The organism is Pseudoalteromonas galatheae (genome assembly GCF_005886105.2).
Taxonomy (GTDB): Bacteria; Pseudomonadota; Gammaproteobacteria; order Enterobacterales; family Alteromonadaceae; genus Pseudoalteromonas; species Pseudoalteromonas galatheae.
The window spans coordinates 3,269,287-3,286,673 of the sequence record NZ_PNCO02000001.1 but is presented as its reverse complement, the minus strand read 5'-3'; the positions used below and the strand labels follow the sequence as shown (position 1 = coordinate 3,286,673).

Genomic DNA, 17,387 nt, shown 5'->3' with positions numbered 1-17,387 from the left:
GACATTACTATGGCAGAGACTGCGACCAAAATTTCTCCTCTTTCTCAATCATCTACTTCCAGCGACAAAAACGACAACCCCCTTGATGCGATAAAAGGACGTCGATCTGAAGAGCTTATTATTGGTCTTTGCGGTACTGTTGGGTCAGGTGTTAGAAACCTAAAAAAATTATTAGAAGGTAAACTTATAGATTCGGGCTATGTAGTGGAGCATATCCGTTTAAGTGAGTTAATTTCTCAGCACTATAACGGTCCTGAAGACCTTACAAATAAAAGAGGATATGAACGCTACAATACCCTCCAAAATGCAGGTGATCAACTAAGACTCGACCATAGAACAAGTATACTTGCAGAGCTAGCTGTTAGGCGTATTACTGTACTGAGACAGAAAAACTTCGGAGATGATGACTCTGATGAAGTTGTTAAAGTTACAAAGAAAGCAGCCTATATCATTGACCAACTGAAACACCCCGATGAAATTAACTTATTGAGAGAAATCTACAGGAACAACTTTTATTTACTTGGGCTTCTAAGAACTGAGTTTGACAGAAGAGAAAGTCTGAAAGGTGAGCAAATGTCAGATGCGGAAGCTGGTTTACTTATCGATCGAGATAGAAAATCAGAACCTCATGGTCAGCAAGTAGGTAAATCTCTGCATAAGGCTGATTACTTTATTCGTAATGCTGATAGCAACCAAGATATGGGTGAATCAATCACGAGGTTTATAAAGCTTATACATGGTACTAATCACATCACTCCCACAAAAGATGAGGTCGGTATATATAGTGCGTTTTCTGCCTCTTTGAAGTCAGCATGCTTATCTCGTCAGGTTGGAGCTGCGATTGCTGATAAAGATGGAGATATAGTTTCTACTGGGTGTAACGACGTTCCAAAGTTTGGTGGTGGACTATATAACGCAGAAAGTAAAGATGATAACCGTTGTTTTAATCACAGAGGATACTGCCATAATGACTGGCATAAAGATGCACTCAGAGTAGAAATTGAAGACATTTTAAATGCTCATAATGTCATGAACTACACTGAGGTAGCTCATAAAATAATTAAAGAATCTAAAGCGAAGTCATTGATAGAGTATTCTAGAGCGATCCATGCTGAAATGGATGCGATTATGGCATTAGCTAGAAGTTCAAATAGTAGTACCCTAGGAAAAACTCTTTACTGCACAACTTATCCATGTCATGTATGTGCACGTCACATCGTTGCTGCTGGAATAGAAAGAGTTGTTTACATTGAGCCATACGAGAAGAGTTTAGCCACACAACTTCATAGCGACGCTATTTCAAATCACGATAGTACTTCAAGTGCTAACAAAGTTTTAATGGAAAACTTCGAAGGTGTTTCTCCGATTAGATATCCTAAATTCTTTGGTTATAACCAGCAAAGGAAAAACGGTGCAGGAGATGTTATTAATTATTTTACTCAAGACTCTGGACATGTAGACTTTCAGCAGTTGGATGGTTATAGTGACTACGAACTAAAAACAGTCGAAAAAGTAAATCAGGTACTGCCTGACTTTCAGTGACAGTTCGATTAAATAATAAAAGGCTCACTTAGTGGGCCTTTTATAAAGACTTCCCTGTAAAAACAACCCTACCAACTAGCGTGCAATTCCCATTAATTTGAATAAGCTGAACTGGCCAATTGGGGTTCAGTGCTTTTAGGTATTTTTGCCCGCCTTCGATAATTAGCTGTTTAAAGGTAGCTTGGTTATCATCATCAAATTTTGCCACCACATAAGAACCATGAACGCAGGTCGCTTCAGGGTCGACAAATATTAAATCGCCGCCTTGGAACTTAGGTTCCATTGCACCCTAAGTACAAAAGATTTATCGCTACAATTAACAGGGCAAAGAAAGTGTTCGGCTTCTAATTGACTGACCTCTTGAATATCAGCCCATGCCTCGCTCTCAACTCGTTGCAAAGATTGCTGAGCCATCCCTACCATCTCGGCTAGCTTTATTTAACCGCAACTTGAGTCTTTTACTCACTATTGGCGGTATTTATTACGTCTATAAATATATTGATAGCGGATCTAAATCCGTTGCTGAATCGCTGGGTAACTGGCTTGCTAAACTGGCCACCGAGGCGTTTATCAAACAGGTGTGCTTAGCCACAGCCAAGCACTTGGCAAGCAAATCATCGAATAAGCTGGATGATGAGTTGGTTGCCGTGATTGAAGATGTGTTGAACTGAGATGTTTGCTATGCCGCTAGGTTTTTAGTTTCAATTGATTTAGTATTTTAGCTGAGTCTACAGTGCGATACGGAGGTTCAATGATCCAATCTGAGCTTGATAAAATAATAGAGCTTCATAATAAATATTTGGAAAGTGGTGGTAAAGAAGGAGTAGTTGCTAATTTTGAGGCTGACTATCTAGATAAAGTTTACGGGAAATCAAATGTCTCTCGTAAAGTATGTGTCTATGACAATGGAGCTACAAATATCCCGACAGTCAATGTAGATTGTAGTGATGACGAACTCTACAGGTCTTCTCATTTTGAAAAGTTAAATTTCAATGGTGCCTGCTTAGAGGGAGCTAATTTCAAGGGAGCACTATTCCATAATTGTGATTTGAGCATGGTGAGGTTTGGTGATGCAGACCTTTCACAAACTTGGTTCGTGGAAGTGAGGAATAAGGTTTTTGTAAAAATACAGGCGAACTTCAGCGGAGCTTGGTTTATTGGCTGTGACTTTTCAGACTCAATGATACAAGAGGCAAAGTTTGATAGCGCAAAAATTATTCGTTGTAAGTTTCAAGACTCTAATATCTATTATACTCATTTCTTAAATAGCTCTATTGAAAGCTCGAACTTCAAAGGTTGTACTTTTTGGCATGTGGCTTATGAACGTTGCAATATGGCTCATAGCGTCTTCAACGAATCCGAATTCAAAAATTGTTCAATTGATCATTCTAATATCTCTAATGTGGATTTCAGTAGATCAAAGTTGAATGATATTGTTATAAACTTCTCAACTCTTTGTGAGCGGTTGAAGCAAGGGACAAAGCCACTGAAACTGTCCATAGGTTGCAATATATCTAATGCAAACTGTAGTGAGGCTTTAAAGCATAAGATTAATGAAAACTCATATATAGATGAGTTTTCAGAAAACCGACCGAAATCGTACTTTTTTTGGCTTCTTAGTTCGAATTGTGGAAGGAGCGGTTACATATTAGGCTTTTGGGCAAGTATAATAGTTGTGTTTTTTGCCTTGATTTATTGGTCATTACCAAATGGTGCAATGAATTATCCCGACCATATATCTGATGGTGTTCAACAAAGCTTTTGGACACACTTGTATTACTCAGTTATAACATTTACTACACTGGGGTATGGGGATATATCCCCCAGCAGTATCTTGGCTATGGCCTTAGCAGGGGGAGAGGTAATTATTGGCTTTATTTTCCTAGGCCTTTTAATAAACCTATTTAGTAATAAACTAGCACCGAGGTAATTAAAATTTGTCATGCAATTGATGCGGAAACAGCTGCGTATATACCTGCCACAAAATATTTAAATTACGCTGCCCAGTAACTTGGGCAACTTCCTCGATAGTATAGCCCTTTTCAAAAAGTCGGCTTGCCCCTTCGCGGCGTAAGTCGTGATAACGTAGATCTTCAATGCCTAACTCATTACGTACCCGCTGAAATCCTGCGGTTACGCTGCGTGAGTTATGAGGGAATATTCGCTCATCTATTTTTGGTTGGCGCTTTGCAATATCAAACGAGCCACCAAGGAGCGGCACTATCATGTGATTACCTGCTTTTTTGCGGGGGTCTTCTCTATCTCTGACCATTACTGTTTTATGCTTGGTGTTTAGGTCATCCCAAGTGATTTTGCATACTTCCCCAATACGCATACAAGTAAGTAAACTAAAGTCTAAAATATCAAGGTAAGGAATGCGCTTGGTGCCGTTCGGGCGGTATTCCATACGTTTTTGTAGCCCTTCGCGCAGTCGTTCGAGTTCATCACTTGTCGGGCGGCAGGTGCGCTTTTGGCTTTTGCCAACCAGCCCCATATCAATTAACACCGGTACGGCATCTTCAAATATTTTATAGTTGGCGTCTATGTTCCAATCGGGATAGGCCACCTTCATCACCGAGCGCAGATAAGCAACATCATGATAAATAGTTGAAGGACTTGCGCCAGCATCGCGGCGGTTTCTGCAATGCTCTATCACATCACTTACTTTAAGCGCATTAGATTGGACTTTTGCTATATCGCAATCCATCAGCATTTTAATAACGTACTGTTTAGTGCGGCCTGTTCTATTCCACAAGTCGTGATCTTCAAAGTACATATTGAGTAGGGTGCCTAGGGTGACTGTGCGTTTCTTTTCAGTCACCCTTTCGGTTTCAAGTTCATGCACGCGCTTTTTGCCCTATGTATCGGCAAGTGCTTTTGTACTGAATGTTTCACGCTCTTTGTGTATAATATCGCCCTAATTTTTATCACGAACAATAAAACGATTGAAGTTTTGTTCGTGTAACGTCTAGTTTGTATATTCGAGCTTAAAGGCAGGTCAGTCGTTTCTAATTGTATTTCATCCTATTCTCTGAAGAAGATAGGGAGATTTTTCGTATTAGGTGTATGTCTTTATCGAGTAAAGTTAGCCTTTGGGGTACCATGAGTAATTCAGTTAAATCAGGCGCTAAGCCAGAAAATACAAGTGATTCAGCCTTTCGCCGCTTTAGCGTTGCACCCATGTTAGATTGGACGGATCGCCATTGCAGAACCTTTCACCGCAAGCTGACTAAACATGCGGTGCTTTATACTGAAATGATCACTACAGGTGCGATTATTTTTGGTAAAGGGGATTATTTGGCATTTGGTGCGCATGAGTTACCAGTGGCGTTGCAGTTGGGTGGCTCTGATCCTAAGGCGTTGGCAGAGTGTGCTAAGCGTGCTGAGGAATATGGTTACAGTGAGGTAAATCTAAATGTGGGTTGCCCGTCAGATCGCGTGCAAAATGGTCGCTTTGGTGCGTGTTTAATGGCTGAGCCTCAGCTCGTTGCTGATTGTGTGGCGGCGATGAAGGCAGAAGTGAATATTCCGGTAACGGTAAAAACGCGCATTGGTATTGATGAACAAGATTCCTATGAGTTTCTTACGGCGTTGATTGAAGCCTCGCAGGCGGTGGGCTGTGATGACTTTATCATTCATGCCCGTAAAGCATGGTTGCAAGGCTTAAGCCCGAAAGAAAACCGGGAGATCCCACCATTAGATTATCCTCGTGTTTATCAATTAAAGAAAGATTATCCAGATCTGCATATCAGTATTAATGGTGGTGTTAAAACTCTTGAGGAATGCCTGCATCATTTGGCTCACCTTGACGGTGTAATGGTTGGCCGTGAAGCTTACAGCAACCCGTTTATGTTGTCACAGGTTGATGAGCTATTGTATGGCGAAGCTGCGTTTACGCAAACGCGTCATCAGGTGGTAAGAAGCATGTATGACTACTTTGAAAGTGAAATGTCGAATGGTGCAAACTTTTGGCACATTGCGCGTCACATGTTGGGTATTTTTCAAAACCAGCCCGGTGCTCGTGGTTTCCGTCGTCATTTATCAGAAAATGGTCACAAAAAAGAGGCTGGCATTGAAGTGATGGAAAAGGCGCTGTCTTTTGTACCAGAAGTGTAAAATATATTGCTCCAATCCTATGTGTGAAAAAGACGATTTTATCGTCTTTTTCACTATTTAATGTCGCTCGATAAATCTATTTTTCTTTTTAAAAACCTTAACTCAATGATTTAATTTTGTTTTTATTTTTGGCACGGCTCTTGGAATAGTCTCACTATATTATAAAAGGAGCCGAACAATGACCATCATCAACAGAATTGAAGATCTTATCAAAGCAGAACTTAACGCGTTACTAGACAAAGCCGAAGACCCACAAAAAATGGCCACTCAGTTAGTGCGTGATTTAGAAGAAGCGCTATCTGATTGTCGGGCAACGGCAGCTGAGCTTATTTGCCAACAAAAAGTAGCACAGCGTCAAGTTGAGCAAGCAAATAAAGCTGCGGCAACGTGGCAAAGCAAAGCCGAACACGCCCTTGAAAAAGGTCGTGAAGATCTTGCCCGCTCAGCCCTTGAGCAAAAACAGCGAGAAACCGAAAAAGCACAAGAAGCACAGCAAAAAATTGATGATCTAACGCCTGCACTGGAAAAACTCAGCGCAGATGCGGACAAGTTGCAAAGCAAAATTCAGCAATTAAAGGCAAAAGAAAAGGCGATGTTGCGTCGCTTGGAAGCTGGTAAGGCAAGACTAACCGTCAAACAAACGCTGAATAGTGACGACATGCGCTCTGCAACGCGCAAGTTCGATGAGTTAGAACGTAAGGTGGCGCGCCTTGAAGCTGAAGTCGAATCCTATGACTTAGGGCAGCCCGATGTATGGCAGCGCTTTGAAGATGAGCAAAAGCAGCAACAAATTGACGATGAATTAGCCCAACTGAAGCAAAAAATGGCGAGCTAGGCTCGCCCACTGCAACGAACTGAGCAATCAAAGCGAAAGGGGATAAAGATGAAAAATAGATATCAATCAACACTGTCTCAAATGAATAGTTCAAAGAAAATTGGTGGCGTATGTGCGCAACTTGCACAACGTTTTGATATGCCAATTTGGTTAACGCGTTTACTAACGGTATTGCTGTTTTTTAAGTTTCCAATGTTGGTGTTATTGGCGTATGGCGTCGCTTGGTTTGCAATGCCAAAAACGCAATACGAAAACTAAGTAACGGCGACGAGGTAGGCACTATGAAAGTCGTGGCCGGTATATTATTAGCGCTGGTATTTTTATTGGCGCTATCTTGGGTGTCGCTGCCACTAATATGGTTAGACATCAGCGATCTGCAACTCGATATGGGATTTGACCTAGGTTGGTTTGGCTTTGAAATACTCACGTTGCTATTTGCAATTGTAGCGCTGGTGGTGCTAGGAGCACTCTTGAGCGCAGGTATTTTAGGGCTGCTCCTTATTGTGTTCATTGGGCTAGTAATGACATTGCTATTTAATTCGCTGATAGTGCTATTTCCACTCATCTGTATTATTGCAATTGTGTGGTTAGTGGTAGACAAATCTGCTCAAGCAAAAGTGTGAGCAGTGGGTTTTTGTTGGCGGTAGGAGATAAAAAACACGCTAAATTGGGATCTGTGATATAGTTATTTGCAGTTATAAATCCAAGGAAAGCCAACATGAAATCAAGTGTAATCAAAACCTTAATTTTTGCTTTATCAACTTTTATCGGCTTTAACGCTTCAGCTCATCAAGGGCATGAACATGGTGAACATCATCATGGTTCGGAGCAACTTTCTGTTCACAATGCCACCGTGCGTGCATTTTTACCGGCAGCGCCATCTACTGCAGGTTATCTCGTTATTGAAAACCCAACGCAGCAAAATAAAGTGCTGGTTAAAGCTGCGCTCGAAGGCGTTAAGCGTGTTGAAATTCACGAGCATATTCATAAAGAAGATATGATGAAAATGCAACGTGTTGACGAGCTCGCTATTCCCGCGGGTAAGTCAGTGACATTTCAGCCTGGTGGTTATCACTTAATGGTGTTTGAACCAGTAGAAACATTAAAAGTCGGTGAGAAGCGTAAGCTTACGCTATATTTTGCTGATGGCGATAGGATCTTCACCATGGCGGAAGTCGTCGCACTTGCAGATATGTTTGGTGGTAAAGAAAAATCAAACGCAGGACATCACTCTCATCACTAAAAACAGTGAGGTATTAAATGGGAAATCATACGGGAAAAATCATCTCTGGCATTATCGCTGTCATACTTCTGGGCTATGTTATAGCCGTGTATTGGAGTGTGGAACCAGAACAGTTTGACGTCGTCGCGGCTGCAAAAGCGGATGCACAGAAAAATGGCAATACATTAGTCACTGGATATGTGACAACACATACCTTGATTAAAGTGACAGATACGCTTTTAAATAAGCCAGGTGGTTACTTGTCGAACGACATGATGCCGCCAAGCGTAATGATGGATAACATGCCCGCTTGGGAGTACGGCGTGCTTGAGATGACACGAGATCTTACGCTTTCGATGCGTAAAGACTTTAGTCGTTCACAGTCTCAATCGACAGAGCACCCAAGTTTAAAGCTAGCTCAGCCACAGTTTAATATCAGTTCAACAGCGTGGATGTGGCCAAGTGCTGAGGGTGAATATCAAAAAGGCAATGATTTGTTGCGTCAGTATTTGACGCAAATTTCTGATAACAGTAACCGCGACAGTCAGTTTTATGCGCGTGCTGATAACTTGAGAGCTTGGCTAAAAGAAGCTGAAAAGCGCATGGGCAGCTTAAGTCAAAGATTAAGTGCAAGTGTAGGTCAAGACAGATTAAATACCGATTTAGCTGGAGATTCGGCAGCCGATCAAGCAACCATGACGCCAAGCCATAATATGGTGAAAACTTCGTGGTGGCAGATTGATGATGTATTCTATGAAGCCAGAGGCGCCACATGGGCGTTACTACACTATATGAAAGCGGTAGAGCATGACTTTAGACCTGTGCTCGAAAAGAAAAATGCACTTGTCAGCCTACAGCAGATCATCAGAGAGTTAGAAGCGACTCAAGAGACGGTATGGAGCCCTATGGTATTAAACGGCAGTGGCTTCGGCTTGGTCGCAAACCACTCTCTGGTCATGGCAAATTATATTTCGCGAGCCAATGCGGCTCTCATAGAACTTAGTGAACTTTTAGCGCAAGGATAACATCATGAAAAAACACTTTTTAGCAGCGGCATTATCTCTCGCGTGCTTAGCACCTGCTGCACATGCAGATACGGTACTCGGGCTTTATGTCGGTGCAGAAGGGTGGGATACCGAAACCGAAGGTAGCTTTGCTGAAAAAGGCAATATGCAAACCTTTAACTTTGACGATGAAACTTTTACGAGTTTTTATGCTGCACTTGAGCACCCAGTGCCGCTAGTACCAAATATCAAGTTACGCTATACCGAGCTTGAGTTAAATGGTCAAACGACGTTAACAGAGTCTTTTGACTTTGGTGGTCAAGTTTATACAGTAGGTACTGACGCGACAACAAACGCAGATCTAAACCACATCGACTATACATTGTATTACGAAGTGCTAGACAATGACTTGTTGACGTTAGACTTTGGTGTGAACTTTAAGCAGTTTGACGGTTCTATCATGGTAACTGGTACTGCAAATGGTCAAACACGCACAGAAGAAGTTGAATTCTCAGGCTTTGTTCCTCTGGGTTATTTGCGCGGTGAAGTGGGTTTACCACTTACAGGGCTAAGTGTTTTTGCTGAAGGCAGCATGCTGGCAATTGATGACAGCAAAATCCAAGATTATCAAATTGGTATCGCTTATGAGTTTATCGACAATATGGCTGTTGATGTTGCGGTAAAAGTGGGTTACCGCTCTATGGTACTGGAGCTGGATGATATTGACGATATCTACACTGATTTGGATGTCTCAGGTCCATTTGCAGGGATCCAACTACATTTCTAAGATAGTGTAGTTTACTCCTCTAGCGGCTTGGTACGAGTGATCGACCAAGCCGTTTTTATCTGTATGGTATAAGTAAAACAGCTGCCTTATCTCTCTTCCCAGTCGAGCGTAAACTCACTTTCAAAGGCCTTTTCTACAAGTTGCTTATATTGTTTATTGATTGGACTTTGGAGTAATTTTTTAAGCTCGTCTCCGGTTTGCGTCAACTTGTAATAGCTCAGCACTAAGTCATTGGATTTGGCCGTTAAGGTCATTTTTTTGCGTAAATACACCAACTGCATTGACTGTCCTTTTTGTAGTGACGCGGACTCAATTTCTTGCCGATAAAGGATATTAATATCCATCAGCGTAAGTATATTTGGAAAATTCAGCCCAGCTTGGCTTAAGTTGATGGATTCGGTGCTGCCCTTACGCAGCAAATCAAAAATAGATGGCTTTTTATAGTAACCATGAAGAATAAGGTAGCTGTCTTCTTTTTCTAAGTAGCCACACAGCGGTGCACATCTTTGTAACGCGGTTGCTTCACGTTGGGTCATCATCTTTAGGGTTTGCAAACTTTTAATTGAAAAAGTGCCTGGCGTAATACTTTCACCTACCAATATCTTTGCCCACAACTTTTGCATAGAGTGATTGGCAATGTCTTCTGCAAGGGTGATGAAGTGCTCCAACCAATCGGGATCGGGGCGACCTCGGGCGGTAACCTCGGGGCATAATGTAAGCGCCATGCCCATAATGGCCTCGAGGTTTTGCTGGCGTTGGATTTTGATTAACTGCTGACGCTTTAGGGCGCGTTTTAGTGTGCCGTGCTCAGTTCGTACCGTGTATTGGTTGTCTTTATTTTTATCAGACTGATAACGGTCATTTTGAGTGACAAGCGGTGTGATCCGTTTCACCATGGGGTAGCCGAGCTTTTCTTCAATCGAAAGCGCTAAGGCTGATTTTACTTGTGCATTTTTGACTGCCATATCAAGCTCGTAATTTATACAGTGTATGCATATGATTCACCGCAGAATTGGTTACTTGCGGTAAATACTGCTGCATAAAAAGTGCGATAAAACTGCCAATAAAGGGTGTATTGGCTCTTCCTTCAATCGTGATGGTCAGTTGTTTATCGGCCTGAGTGGTAAACAAATTAAGGCTAATTTTGGCTAAGTGCTCGTCGTCTACATGCAAAGATAGTTCTAAATTCTGTTCGTTGATTTTGATGATAGTCATTTCAGCTTCTCCCCAAGGATGCACTAACACAGCTGAGCTGCCTACTCGCTGTTTCTTCGGCAATATGCGAAAGTGGAGAGCCTCAGTTGTTTGCCAATTAAATAGTACTGGCCAATGGGATAACACCAAAGGAGAGAGTGTTGTGCTATTGGCAGAAATATCAGTGCTTTTCTCCACTTTATAATGATGTGGCATCGCTAAACCAGCAATCACAATAACAAGTGCTAAAATCATCAACATTCTAATGGGAGTAGATAAACGTTTGATACAGAATCCTCATTGGTAAAAAGTATGCTAAATCATCTATTTTGTTCTATGCTCGACTATAATATTTCATGTATGTTAATCGAACAGAACTGTAATAATAAAAATGTACCATATTTTGTAGGATGGTAAACACTGGAGTGAATCAGTGCCTATAATTAAAAAGTAGTGTGGATTTAAAGGGTAAAACATGGCACCTGAGCAAGATGATTATTTGTTTGCAGAGCACGAAGAAGTTACTCAAGAAGCAGAAACGATAAGTGCTTTTTGGGATGTCTTAGTCGTTGATGATGACCCAGAGATCCACTCTGTCACTAAGCTTGCACTGTCTAATTTAGAGTTTTGGGGCAAAAAGCTCAGGTTTTTTCATGCCTATTCGGGTAAAGAAGCCATTGAGATTTTAAAAGAACAAAATAATATCAGTATTTTATTACTCGATGTGGTAATGGAAACTGACGACGCGGGCCTTAATGTTGTCCGTCGAGTGCGCGAAGAAATAAAAAATATGGCAGTACGTATTATTATGCGTACAGGTCAGCCTGGTTACGCGCCAGAAGAAAAAGTCATCCGCGAGTTCGACATCAACGATTACAAAATGAAGACTGAACTCACTCGCAGTAAACTGGTTACTTCCTTACTTACCGCTATCCGTTCCTATCAGCAAATTTGTGAACTCGAAGCGCAAAGTCATGCACTAGAGCAGATCCTTTCAGCTTCTCGCGCTATCCTCGGTCATACCGATATGGGCTCCTTTGCAGCTGCGGTTGTTGCCCAATTGGCAAATATTTTAGATGCGTCAGGCGAAGGCTTAGTGAGTGGCTACCTAGATGATGATATGCATTTAAGGGTGTTTGGTGGTAGTGAGCAGTACCGTGAGTTCTTTGGCCATGGTATAGAGCAGCTTGATAATGGACGTGTCATCATGCAAGTGCAAAACTGTATTGATACCGAATCCCACCAATCTACTGCACACGACATTACCTTCTTACTTGAAAGCAAAAACAAAAAGGCAGCCATTTATTTAGAGCTAGAGAGTGAGCCGTCCGAAGCACAATTGAAGTTTGCTGAAATATTCCTGACTAACGTTGGTGTTGGTCTTGATAATATCAAGCTATTTAATGAATTACGTGAGGTGGCTTACAAAGATAATCTCACCAAACTACCTAATCGCGCTAATTTTATCGAGAAAATAGAGTCTTACTTTAACCAGCAGCAGTCGCTCATTTTTGTTCTTGTAGATATTGCTCAGTTTTCTGACATCAATAACGGTTTAGGCCAAGAAGTTGGGAACTTGTTGTTACTTGGGGTTGCTGAACGAATTAGTATTGAGTTTCCTGAGGCCCAGTTAATTTCACGAATTGGCGCGGATGTGTTTGGCTTTTTAATGCCTGAGTCGCAATTTGATGAAGAGTCTTTTATTGATAACTTGTGTGTACCCTACCATGTCGGGGAGCATTTGTTGACTATGCACTTTCATATTGGAGTATGCCGTCAAGAGGACTTCCAGCCGCAAGGCATAGAAACCTTAAAACTTGCTTATATTGCGCTTAACCAAGCAAAGCAGTCGAGTATTTCACTGGATTGGTATACCCCAGATTTAGAAGAAAAAATGGCTTGGAAGTTGGGGTTAATAAGGCAGCTCAGGCAAGACTTTGAAATGAAAAAACTCGAGGTCTGGTATCAACCGCAGTTTTCTATTGCCGATCGTAAGGTGATTGGCTGTGAGGCCTTGTTACGTTGGCCTTCTGGAAACGGTAATTATATTTCCCCTGCGATTTTTGTTCCTCTTGCGGAGAATGCGGGGCTTATCGTTGAAATTGGTCAATGGGTATTAGAGCAAGCCTGTCAGTTGCAGGCAACTTTGCAACAACAGGGGTTTGGTGAGCTTAGTATTGCTGTGAATGTCTCCGTACCGCAGTTTAAAGTGCCGAACTATGCGCAGCAAGTAAAAGACACAATCTTGTCGTTTAATGTGGAGCCAAAACATATTGAGCTCGAAGTGACAGAAAGTGTGGTTATGGATGAAGTAAATTCGGTGATTAATACACTTCAAGAGTTACAAGAATTTGGTGTTGAGGTTGCAATTGATGACTTTGGTACTGGGTTCTCTTCTTTGAGCTACTTACAAAAACTACCTTTGGCACGGCTTAAAATTGACCGTGCTTTCGTTAAAGATATCCCTCATGATGATAGCGGTGCAATTGCCGATCTTGTCATCTCTTTAGGTCAACATCTCGGCCTGAAGACGATTGCAGAAGGCGTTGAGACAGAAGAGCAGATGACAGTGTTACAGAAGCTTGGCTGCGATGAAGTACAGGGTTTTTTGCTCGCAAAGCCTATGCCTGAAAAGGAACTGCTGGAGTTTTTAGAGTCTAATTAGTCATTTGCGTTGTTAAAGTCGGTGCAATTGCTTTTCTATGTAATGTTGATTAGACTAAAGTTTGAACACTCTGTTCTGGAGTGTATTTAGGTACTTTACATAATAATTATATAAAGGATTTACTATGAAAATCGCAGGAATTTGTGTCGTCCTATTGGTGCTTCTGTCGGGTTGTAACTCAACGACCGAGCCGGCAAAAAATGATAATGAGAGCGCGATAGCTAAGAATCAAGAAGATCTATATTGCAAGCAAGATATTATCACTGGTAGTAAATTTACAAAACGAAGATGTCGTACAAAAGATCAGATTGAGTATGATCGACATGCGGCAAAAGATATGCTCAATCGACAGCGGAATACTGCTGGCAAGCAGTAACTTTTGCTTTGTGAGATTAGTAATTATTTGCTCTAATTTAGGAAGCTATTGCCCACTGCGCTGAGGATCCTTTTTTAGAGCAATGACCTTCCCACCCCTCAAATTTAAATTACGCGTTGTCTTCCACTTGCTTGCTTTGGCTAATTCTCGCAACCGGTGTTGTTCTGAGAATCAAAGAATGTTTTCTACTTTATTGCTCTTTACTCCGTCAATTTATTTATACCAATTAATCTTAATATTTGCTCAACTTGAAAGCGTTGATCTGACGCTAACTGTGTTAAAAACTGCTTATTTAGCGCAACTAAATAACAAAATTTTACCCTTACCTACAGGAATGTAGATACCTTTGCGATAGCAAGATGCAGTATCGGTGTTAACGACAACATTTTCTCGCCTCAAAATAGATCACTTAATTAAGCATATTGGTATAAGTAACCTGAACTTCGGACAAGTAATGTTTTTTAGCTGCCAGTTTTAGCGCTAAAACTCTCTGGCTAGATAAGGAAATAATTTAATGTGGTTAAAAAAAATGAGGTAGTCCACTCCTTACCCAAGGCTTAGGTTCAATTAAAAAGCCCCCGCAAGTTATGAACTTGCGGGGGCTGATAATTACGACTAAATCTTGAGAGTCTTAGATTATAGTCTAAATGTGAAACCTGCGAAGATATAGCGACCCAAAGAATCATAGAAACCAGGGTAAATGTTACCATTTGCCGGGCCTGAAGGACCATTTGGTACTAGTGGAGCAGTATTATCAAAGATATTATTTACACCACCACGGAATTGCAGGTTATCAGAAGCATTCCAAGTGACTGCAATGTCAACGTAGTCACGGGCAGTCAATGGAACTGGTCCATCGATCACTTGACCGTTTTCATTTCGTGCAAACTCTTTCACTTCACTTACATAACGATAGGTTGCTGTAACGTTTGCATCCCAAGGCGTTACCCAAGTCGTTGAGAAGTTAGTCTTAAAGTCAGGAACAGGGTACTCACATACCGCTCTATCCCAGCGACCAGCACAATCATCAATATCACCACCTGGTAAGTTTTGCGTTGCAAACTTATCTAGCCATGTACCGATTAGCTTAAAGCGCAAAAGGCCCATATCATCAGGTAGGGTATAACGATAAGATGCATCAAAATCAATACCGCTTGTTTCTACGCTACCAATGTTGGTATCAATAGCAGTGATCGAATCCTGGCTTAACCATAAAGAGCCAGTCTTACCGCGGTTGATAAGTCCACAGAACTCATCGTTACCATTAATTGCACACTGGTTGAAGATTGTTGCTTCAGGGATTGCTTGAATTGCATCTTCAACAGTAATGTCAAAATAGTCAATCGCAATGTCTAAACCTTCAATAGCTTCAGGAGATAGTAGAATACCAAATGAGATAGTATCCGACTTTTCTGGTTCTAAGTCTGGGTTACCACCTGTGATACTGTTATATTGGCCCGCAGGGCTGATAAGTGCGTTTGAACCATATTTAGATGGATCAAGACCTGTTCTAGCACACTGCTCAACGGTTAGAGTTGGGTTGTCACCACCACATGGATCTTCCCAGTTAAACAAACCTAAACCAGCAGATCTGAATAGGTCGCGTACGTTACCTGCACGTACAGCACGCTGGAAGCTTGTTCTCAAACCAAGTTGATCATTAACGCGAATGTCAAACGCACCCTTATAGGTGTTGGTTGTTTTATCCGTTGAATAGTCAGAGTAGCGATAAGCTAATTCTAATGTAATATAATCAGCAAATTCAGAGTCTTCAACTAAGGGCACATTGAGTTCTGTAAAGAATTCATTGACGTCAAATTCACCACTTACACCAAGAACAGGACCACCTTGGCCTGCACCGTCACCTGACTCAAAGCCTTGATCCGGATTAAAGTCTAGCGATTCTTTTCTGTGTTCAAGACCAAATACTACGCCTACACCGGTGGAAGTTCCAGGTACTACAACTCCGTACTCTGTAAGATCACCAGTAACATAGCCACTAATTTGTTTTGTTCTAGTGTCACCGCGAGCAAATAAAGGTATTGTTAGATAGTCGATTTGTTCTTGAGTGATTTTTGATGGATCGAATATATTCCATGGAATACAAGTTGGATCGCTACCATCTACAACTGACTTACATACTACATTGCCTTTGTCATCAGTTGTAGCTTGTAATGAACGAATAATTCGGGTAGTCGACATGTCGTTTTGGTAAGTCTGGGCATATGATACATTACCGAAATTCATATACGCATCATAAGTCCAGTTGTCATCGATTTCACCGCGAACACCTAATACAAAACGAGTTGAGGTATGGCGAATGTCGTCTTGACGAGGGCCTCCTTCAACATTTCGCTTACCGATGAAGGCACCCTCAACAACACCATCATCATTTGCAACGCCATTAGGTCCACAAAGCGTGTTTCTTTGTGAAGCTGAAAGCAGCGGGTTATCACAGCTAATATTAACTTCATTCAGGAATGAACCTGAAGGCGCGATTTGTGCTACTGTGCGGTTGTCCATGTAGTTAAATTCAGCATAAAACGTATGGCTGTCGTTAAAATCATAATGACCTAGTAAGCCAAATGTCTTACGTTTGTCTGGGCGTTGGAAATAGTTCAGCGGGCCATAGTTATAAACAGTTCCAGCTGTAGGAACGAAATCGGTGCCAGATACTTTGTAGTCGTAGGTATTAAAATCGGTAATACGGCCATCAGGAATTGTTCCTGAACCACCACAAATTCGTGTACCTGTCGCATTTATGTTCATAGCACAAGCACTGTAGTCACGGTTGTCTTGCGTTACTTCTTCGATATCACGCCAAGTTGCATAACCTGTGATGTTTGCACGACCATCTGCAGAGTTAGCACCAAAAGTTAAAGAGATGTCATGAGTATCACCGTCCCATTGACTTCCATCAGGTACTTCGAAGCCTCTCTCTTTTAGTGCTCGTTGCATGTCTTTGTGGTCGTTATCATGTTGATAAACGCTACCTTGATACTCAATTTGGAAGCCTTCAAAGTCGTCTCTCATGATAAAGTTTACAACACCAGCAACAGCATCAGAACCGTATGTTGCTGACGAACCACCGGTAAGAACATCAACACGTTCTACCAAGGCCGCTGGGATTTGGTTAAGGTCAGCACCGATACCTCCGGCGACAGGAGAACCAGAAGGCAAGCGGCGTCCATTGACTAGTACCAATGTACGTTCTGTGCCTAAGTTACGTAGGTTTACTGTTGCGGTACCTGTAGCTCCATTTGCTTGGCCTGAAGTTTGGTCAGCAAAGATTGCGGGCATATCGTTGAGTAGATCTTCTACCCTTGTAATACCTGCAACTTTAATATCTTCGGCTGTAACACTTGTTACAGGGCTTGCACCAGTCATAGCAGCTCGCTTGATACGAGTACCAGTAACCTCTATTCGTTCTACACTATTATTAGCATTGGTATCTGTTTCTTCAGCGTGGGCAATACCTGATACGCCTGCAGTCAGCGTTGAGCAAGCAAGTAGAGATAGCCTGATCGTTGCTGATAAGTTAGAAAGTTTCATCTTATTTCCTTATTTCTTTATTTCTTTATTTATTAGCAGAGTAGGAAAATGTTCCTGCAACATAGAACTTACATTGCATCTACGTAAAGTTCAA

The 17,387-nt window shown here is 41.6% G+C and carries 17 protein-coding genes; 12 read left to right on the top strand and 5 right to left on the bottom strand.

Annotation, left to right across the window (positions count from 1 at the left end):
• The first annotated feature begins 9 nt into the window (after nucleotides 1-9).
• Nucleotides 10-1,542, top strand: coding sequence for an anti-phage dCTP deaminase (locus tag CWC29_RS14560; protein ID WP_138521420.1), 1,533 nt, complete (start codon nucleotides 10-12; stop codon nucleotides 1,540-1,542).
• Nucleotides 1,543-1,582: 40 nt separating this feature from the next.
• Here CWC29_RS14560 and CWC29_RS14555 read toward each other — a convergent pair whose 3' ends face one another.
• Entirely contained in the window at nucleotides 1,583-1,825 is a 243-nt protein-coding gene (locus CWC29_RS14555; RefSeq protein WP_167815438.1) for a S24 family peptidase, read from the bottom strand.
• Nucleotides 1,826-1,916: 91 nt separating this feature from the next.
• On the opposite strand from CWC29_RS14555, the gene CWC29_RS14550 reads away from it, so the two are divergent.
• Both CWC29_RS14550 and CWC29_RS14545 read left to right on the top strand, forming a co-directional pair.
• Nucleotides 1,917-2,213, top strand: coding sequence for a hypothetical protein (locus tag CWC29_RS14550; RefSeq protein WP_167815399.1), 297 nt, complete (start codon nucleotides 1,917-1,919; stop codon nucleotides 2,211-2,213).
• Nucleotides 2,214-2,293: 80 nt separating this feature from the next.
• Complete coding sequence (locus CWC29_RS14545; protein WP_138521416.1) at nucleotides 2,294-3,472, top strand: pentapeptide repeat-containing protein; 1,179 nt, start codon at nucleotides 2,294-2,296, stop codon at nucleotides 3,470-3,472.
• On the opposite strand, the gene CWC29_RS14540 is transcribed toward CWC29_RS14545, so the two are convergent.
• Nucleotides 3,473-4,387 carry a site-specific integrase gene (locus CWC29_RS14540; RefSeq protein WP_328820785.1) on the bottom strand — a complete coding sequence of 305 codons (915 nt, stop codon included), beginning with the start codon at nucleotides 4,385-4,387 and terminating at the stop codon, nucleotides 3,473-3,475. It lies immediately after the preceding gene.
• A gap of 257 nt (nucleotides 4,388-4,644) precedes the next feature.
• On the opposite strand from CWC29_RS14540, the gene dusA reads away from it, so the two are divergent.
• The 7 genes from dusA (at nucleotide 4,645) to CWC29_RS14505 (ending at nucleotide 9,506) form a co-directional block, all read left to right on the top strand.
• The gene (gene dusA, locus CWC29_RS14535) at nucleotides 4,645-5,658 is read left to right on the top strand and encodes a tRNA dihydrouridine(20/20a) synthase DusA (protein WP_138521414.1); all 1,014 of its coding nucleotides are present in this window, start codon (nucleotides 4,645-4,647) and stop codon (nucleotides 5,656-5,658) included.
• A 178-nt stretch (nucleotides 5,659-5,836) separates the two neighbouring features.
• A complete protein-coding gene (locus CWC29_RS14530) occupies nucleotides 5,837-6,493 on the top strand; it encodes a PspA/IM30 family protein (protein ID WP_128727600.1) in 657 nt (218 codons plus the stop codon).
• Between the two features lie 48 nt (nucleotides 6,494-6,541).
• Nucleotides 6,542-6,751 carry a PspC domain-containing protein gene (locus CWC29_RS14525; protein ID WP_128727601.1) on the top strand — a complete coding sequence of 70 codons (210 nt, stop codon included), beginning with the start codon at nucleotides 6,542-6,544 and terminating at the stop codon, nucleotides 6,749-6,751.
• A gap of 23 nt (nucleotides 6,752-6,774) precedes the next feature.
• The gene (locus CWC29_RS14520; protein ID WP_045964956.1) at nucleotides 6,775-7,116 is read left to right on the top strand and encodes a hypothetical protein; all 342 of its coding nucleotides are present in this window, start codon (nucleotides 6,775-6,777) and stop codon (nucleotides 7,114-7,116) included.
• Between the two features lie 95 nt (nucleotides 7,117-7,211).
• A complete protein-coding gene (locus CWC29_RS14515) occupies nucleotides 7,212-7,736 on the top strand; it encodes a copper chaperone PCu(A)C (RefSeq protein ID WP_138521412.1) in 525 nt (174 codons plus the stop codon).
• Between the two features lie 17 nt (nucleotides 7,737-7,753).
• The gene (locus tag CWC29_RS14510) at nucleotides 7,754-8,740 is read left to right on the top strand and encodes a DUF2333 family protein (RefSeq protein WP_010376722.1); all 987 of its coding nucleotides are present in this window, start codon (nucleotides 7,754-7,756) and stop codon (nucleotides 8,738-8,740) included.
• A 4-nt stretch (nucleotides 8,741-8,744) separates the two neighbouring features.
• A complete protein-coding gene (locus CWC29_RS14505) occupies nucleotides 8,745-9,506 on the top strand; it encodes a TIGR04219 family outer membrane beta-barrel protein (RefSeq protein ID WP_010376724.1) in 762 nt (253 codons plus the stop codon).
• A gap of 86 nt (nucleotides 9,507-9,592) precedes the next feature.
• On the opposite strand, the gene CWC29_RS14500 is transcribed toward CWC29_RS14505, so the two are convergent.
• On the bottom strand, nucleotides 9,593-10,471 hold the full coding sequence (locus CWC29_RS14500) for a TIGR03899 family protein (protein ID WP_138521410.1): 879 nt from the start codon (nucleotides 10,469-10,471) through the stop codon (nucleotides 9,593-9,595).
• A gap of 1 nt (nucleotide 10,472) precedes the next feature.
• On the bottom strand, nucleotides 10,473-10,955 hold the full coding sequence (locus CWC29_RS14495; RefSeq protein ID WP_128727604.1) for an SRPBCC family protein: 483 nt from the start codon (nucleotides 10,953-10,955) through the stop codon (nucleotides 10,473-10,475).
• A gap of 220 nt (nucleotides 10,956-11,175) precedes the next feature.
• On the opposite strand from CWC29_RS14495, the gene CWC29_RS14490 reads away from it, so the two are divergent.
• On the top strand, nucleotides 11,176-13,365 hold the full coding sequence (locus CWC29_RS14490) for a bifunctional diguanylate cyclase/phosphodiesterase (RefSeq protein ID WP_138521408.1): 2,190 nt from the start codon (nucleotides 11,176-11,178) through the stop codon (nucleotides 13,363-13,365).
• A gap of 124 nt (nucleotides 13,366-13,489) precedes the next feature.
• Nucleotides 13,490-13,741: a hypothetical protein gene (locus CWC29_RS14485; protein WP_128727606.1), complete on the top strand. Its 252-nt coding sequence runs from the start codon at nucleotides 13,490-13,492 to the stop codon at nucleotides 13,739-13,741.
• 636 nt (nucleotides 13,742-14,377) lie between these two features.
• On the opposite strand, the gene CWC29_RS14480 is transcribed toward CWC29_RS14485, so the two are convergent.
• A complete protein-coding gene (locus tag CWC29_RS14480) occupies nucleotides 14,378-17,293 on the bottom strand; it encodes a TonB-dependent receptor plug domain-containing protein (protein ID WP_128727607.1) in 2,916 nt (971 codons plus the stop codon).
• Nucleotides 17,294-17,387: the final 94 nt, after the last annotated feature.

What these genes read in the sequence shown, in the direction of transcription:
- CWC29_RS14560 (WP_138521420.1), top strand. Translation starts at nt 10, where the DNA reads ATGGCAGAGACTGCGACCAAAATTTCTCCTCTTTCTCAATCATCTACT.
- CWC29_RS14555 (WP_167815438.1), bottom strand. Translation starts at nt 1,825, where the DNA reads ATGGAACCTAAGTTCCAAGGCGGCGATTTAATATTTGTCGACCCTGAA.
- CWC29_RS14550 (WP_167815399.1), top strand. Translation starts at nt 1,917, where the DNA reads ATGCCTCGCTCTCAACTCGTTGCAAAGATTGCTGAGCCATCCCTACCA.
- CWC29_RS14545 (WP_138521416.1), top strand. Translation starts at nt 2,294, where the DNA reads ATGATCCAATCTGAGCTTGATAAAATAATAGAGCTTCATAATAAATAT.
- dusA (WP_138521414.1), top strand. Translation starts at nt 4,645, where the DNA reads ATGAGTAATTCAGTTAAATCAGGCGCTAAGCCAGAAAATACAAGTGAT.
- CWC29_RS14530 (WP_128727600.1), top strand. Translation starts at nt 5,837, where the DNA reads ATGACCATCATCAACAGAATTGAAGATCTTATCAAAGCAGAACTTAAC.
- CWC29_RS14525 (WP_128727601.1), top strand. Translation starts at nt 6,542, where the DNA reads ATGAAAAATAGATATCAATCAACACTGTCTCAAATGAATAGTTCAAAG.
- CWC29_RS14520 (WP_045964956.1), top strand. Translation starts at nt 6,775, where the DNA reads ATGAAAGTCGTGGCCGGTATATTATTAGCGCTGGTATTTTTATTGGCG.
- CWC29_RS14515 (WP_138521412.1), top strand. Translation starts at nt 7,212, where the DNA reads ATGAAATCAAGTGTAATCAAAACCTTAATTTTTGCTTTATCAACTTTT.
- CWC29_RS14510 (WP_010376722.1), top strand. Translation starts at nt 7,754, where the DNA reads ATGGGAAATCATACGGGAAAAATCATCTCTGGCATTATCGCTGTCATA.
- CWC29_RS14505 (WP_010376724.1), top strand. Translation starts at nt 8,745, where the DNA reads ATGAAAAAACACTTTTTAGCAGCGGCATTATCTCTCGCGTGCTTAGCA.
- CWC29_RS14500 (WP_138521410.1), bottom strand. Translation starts at nt 10,471, where the DNA reads ATGGCAGTCAAAAATGCACAAGTAAAATCAGCCTTAGCGCTTTCGATT.
- CWC29_RS14495 (WP_128727604.1), bottom strand. Translation starts at nt 10,955, where the DNA reads ATGATTTTAGCACTTGTTATTGTGATTGCTGGTTTAGCGATGCCACAT.
- CWC29_RS14490 (WP_138521408.1), top strand. Translation starts at nt 11,176, where the DNA reads ATGGCACCTGAGCAAGATGATTATTTGTTTGCAGAGCACGAAGAAGTT.
- CWC29_RS14485 (WP_128727606.1), top strand. Translation starts at nt 13,490, where the DNA reads ATGAAAATCGCAGGAATTTGTGTCGTCCTATTGGTGCTTCTGTCGGGT.
- CWC29_RS14480 (WP_128727607.1), bottom strand. Translation starts at nt 17,293, where the DNA reads ATGAAACTTTCTAACTTATCAGCAACGATCAGGCTATCTCTACTTGCT.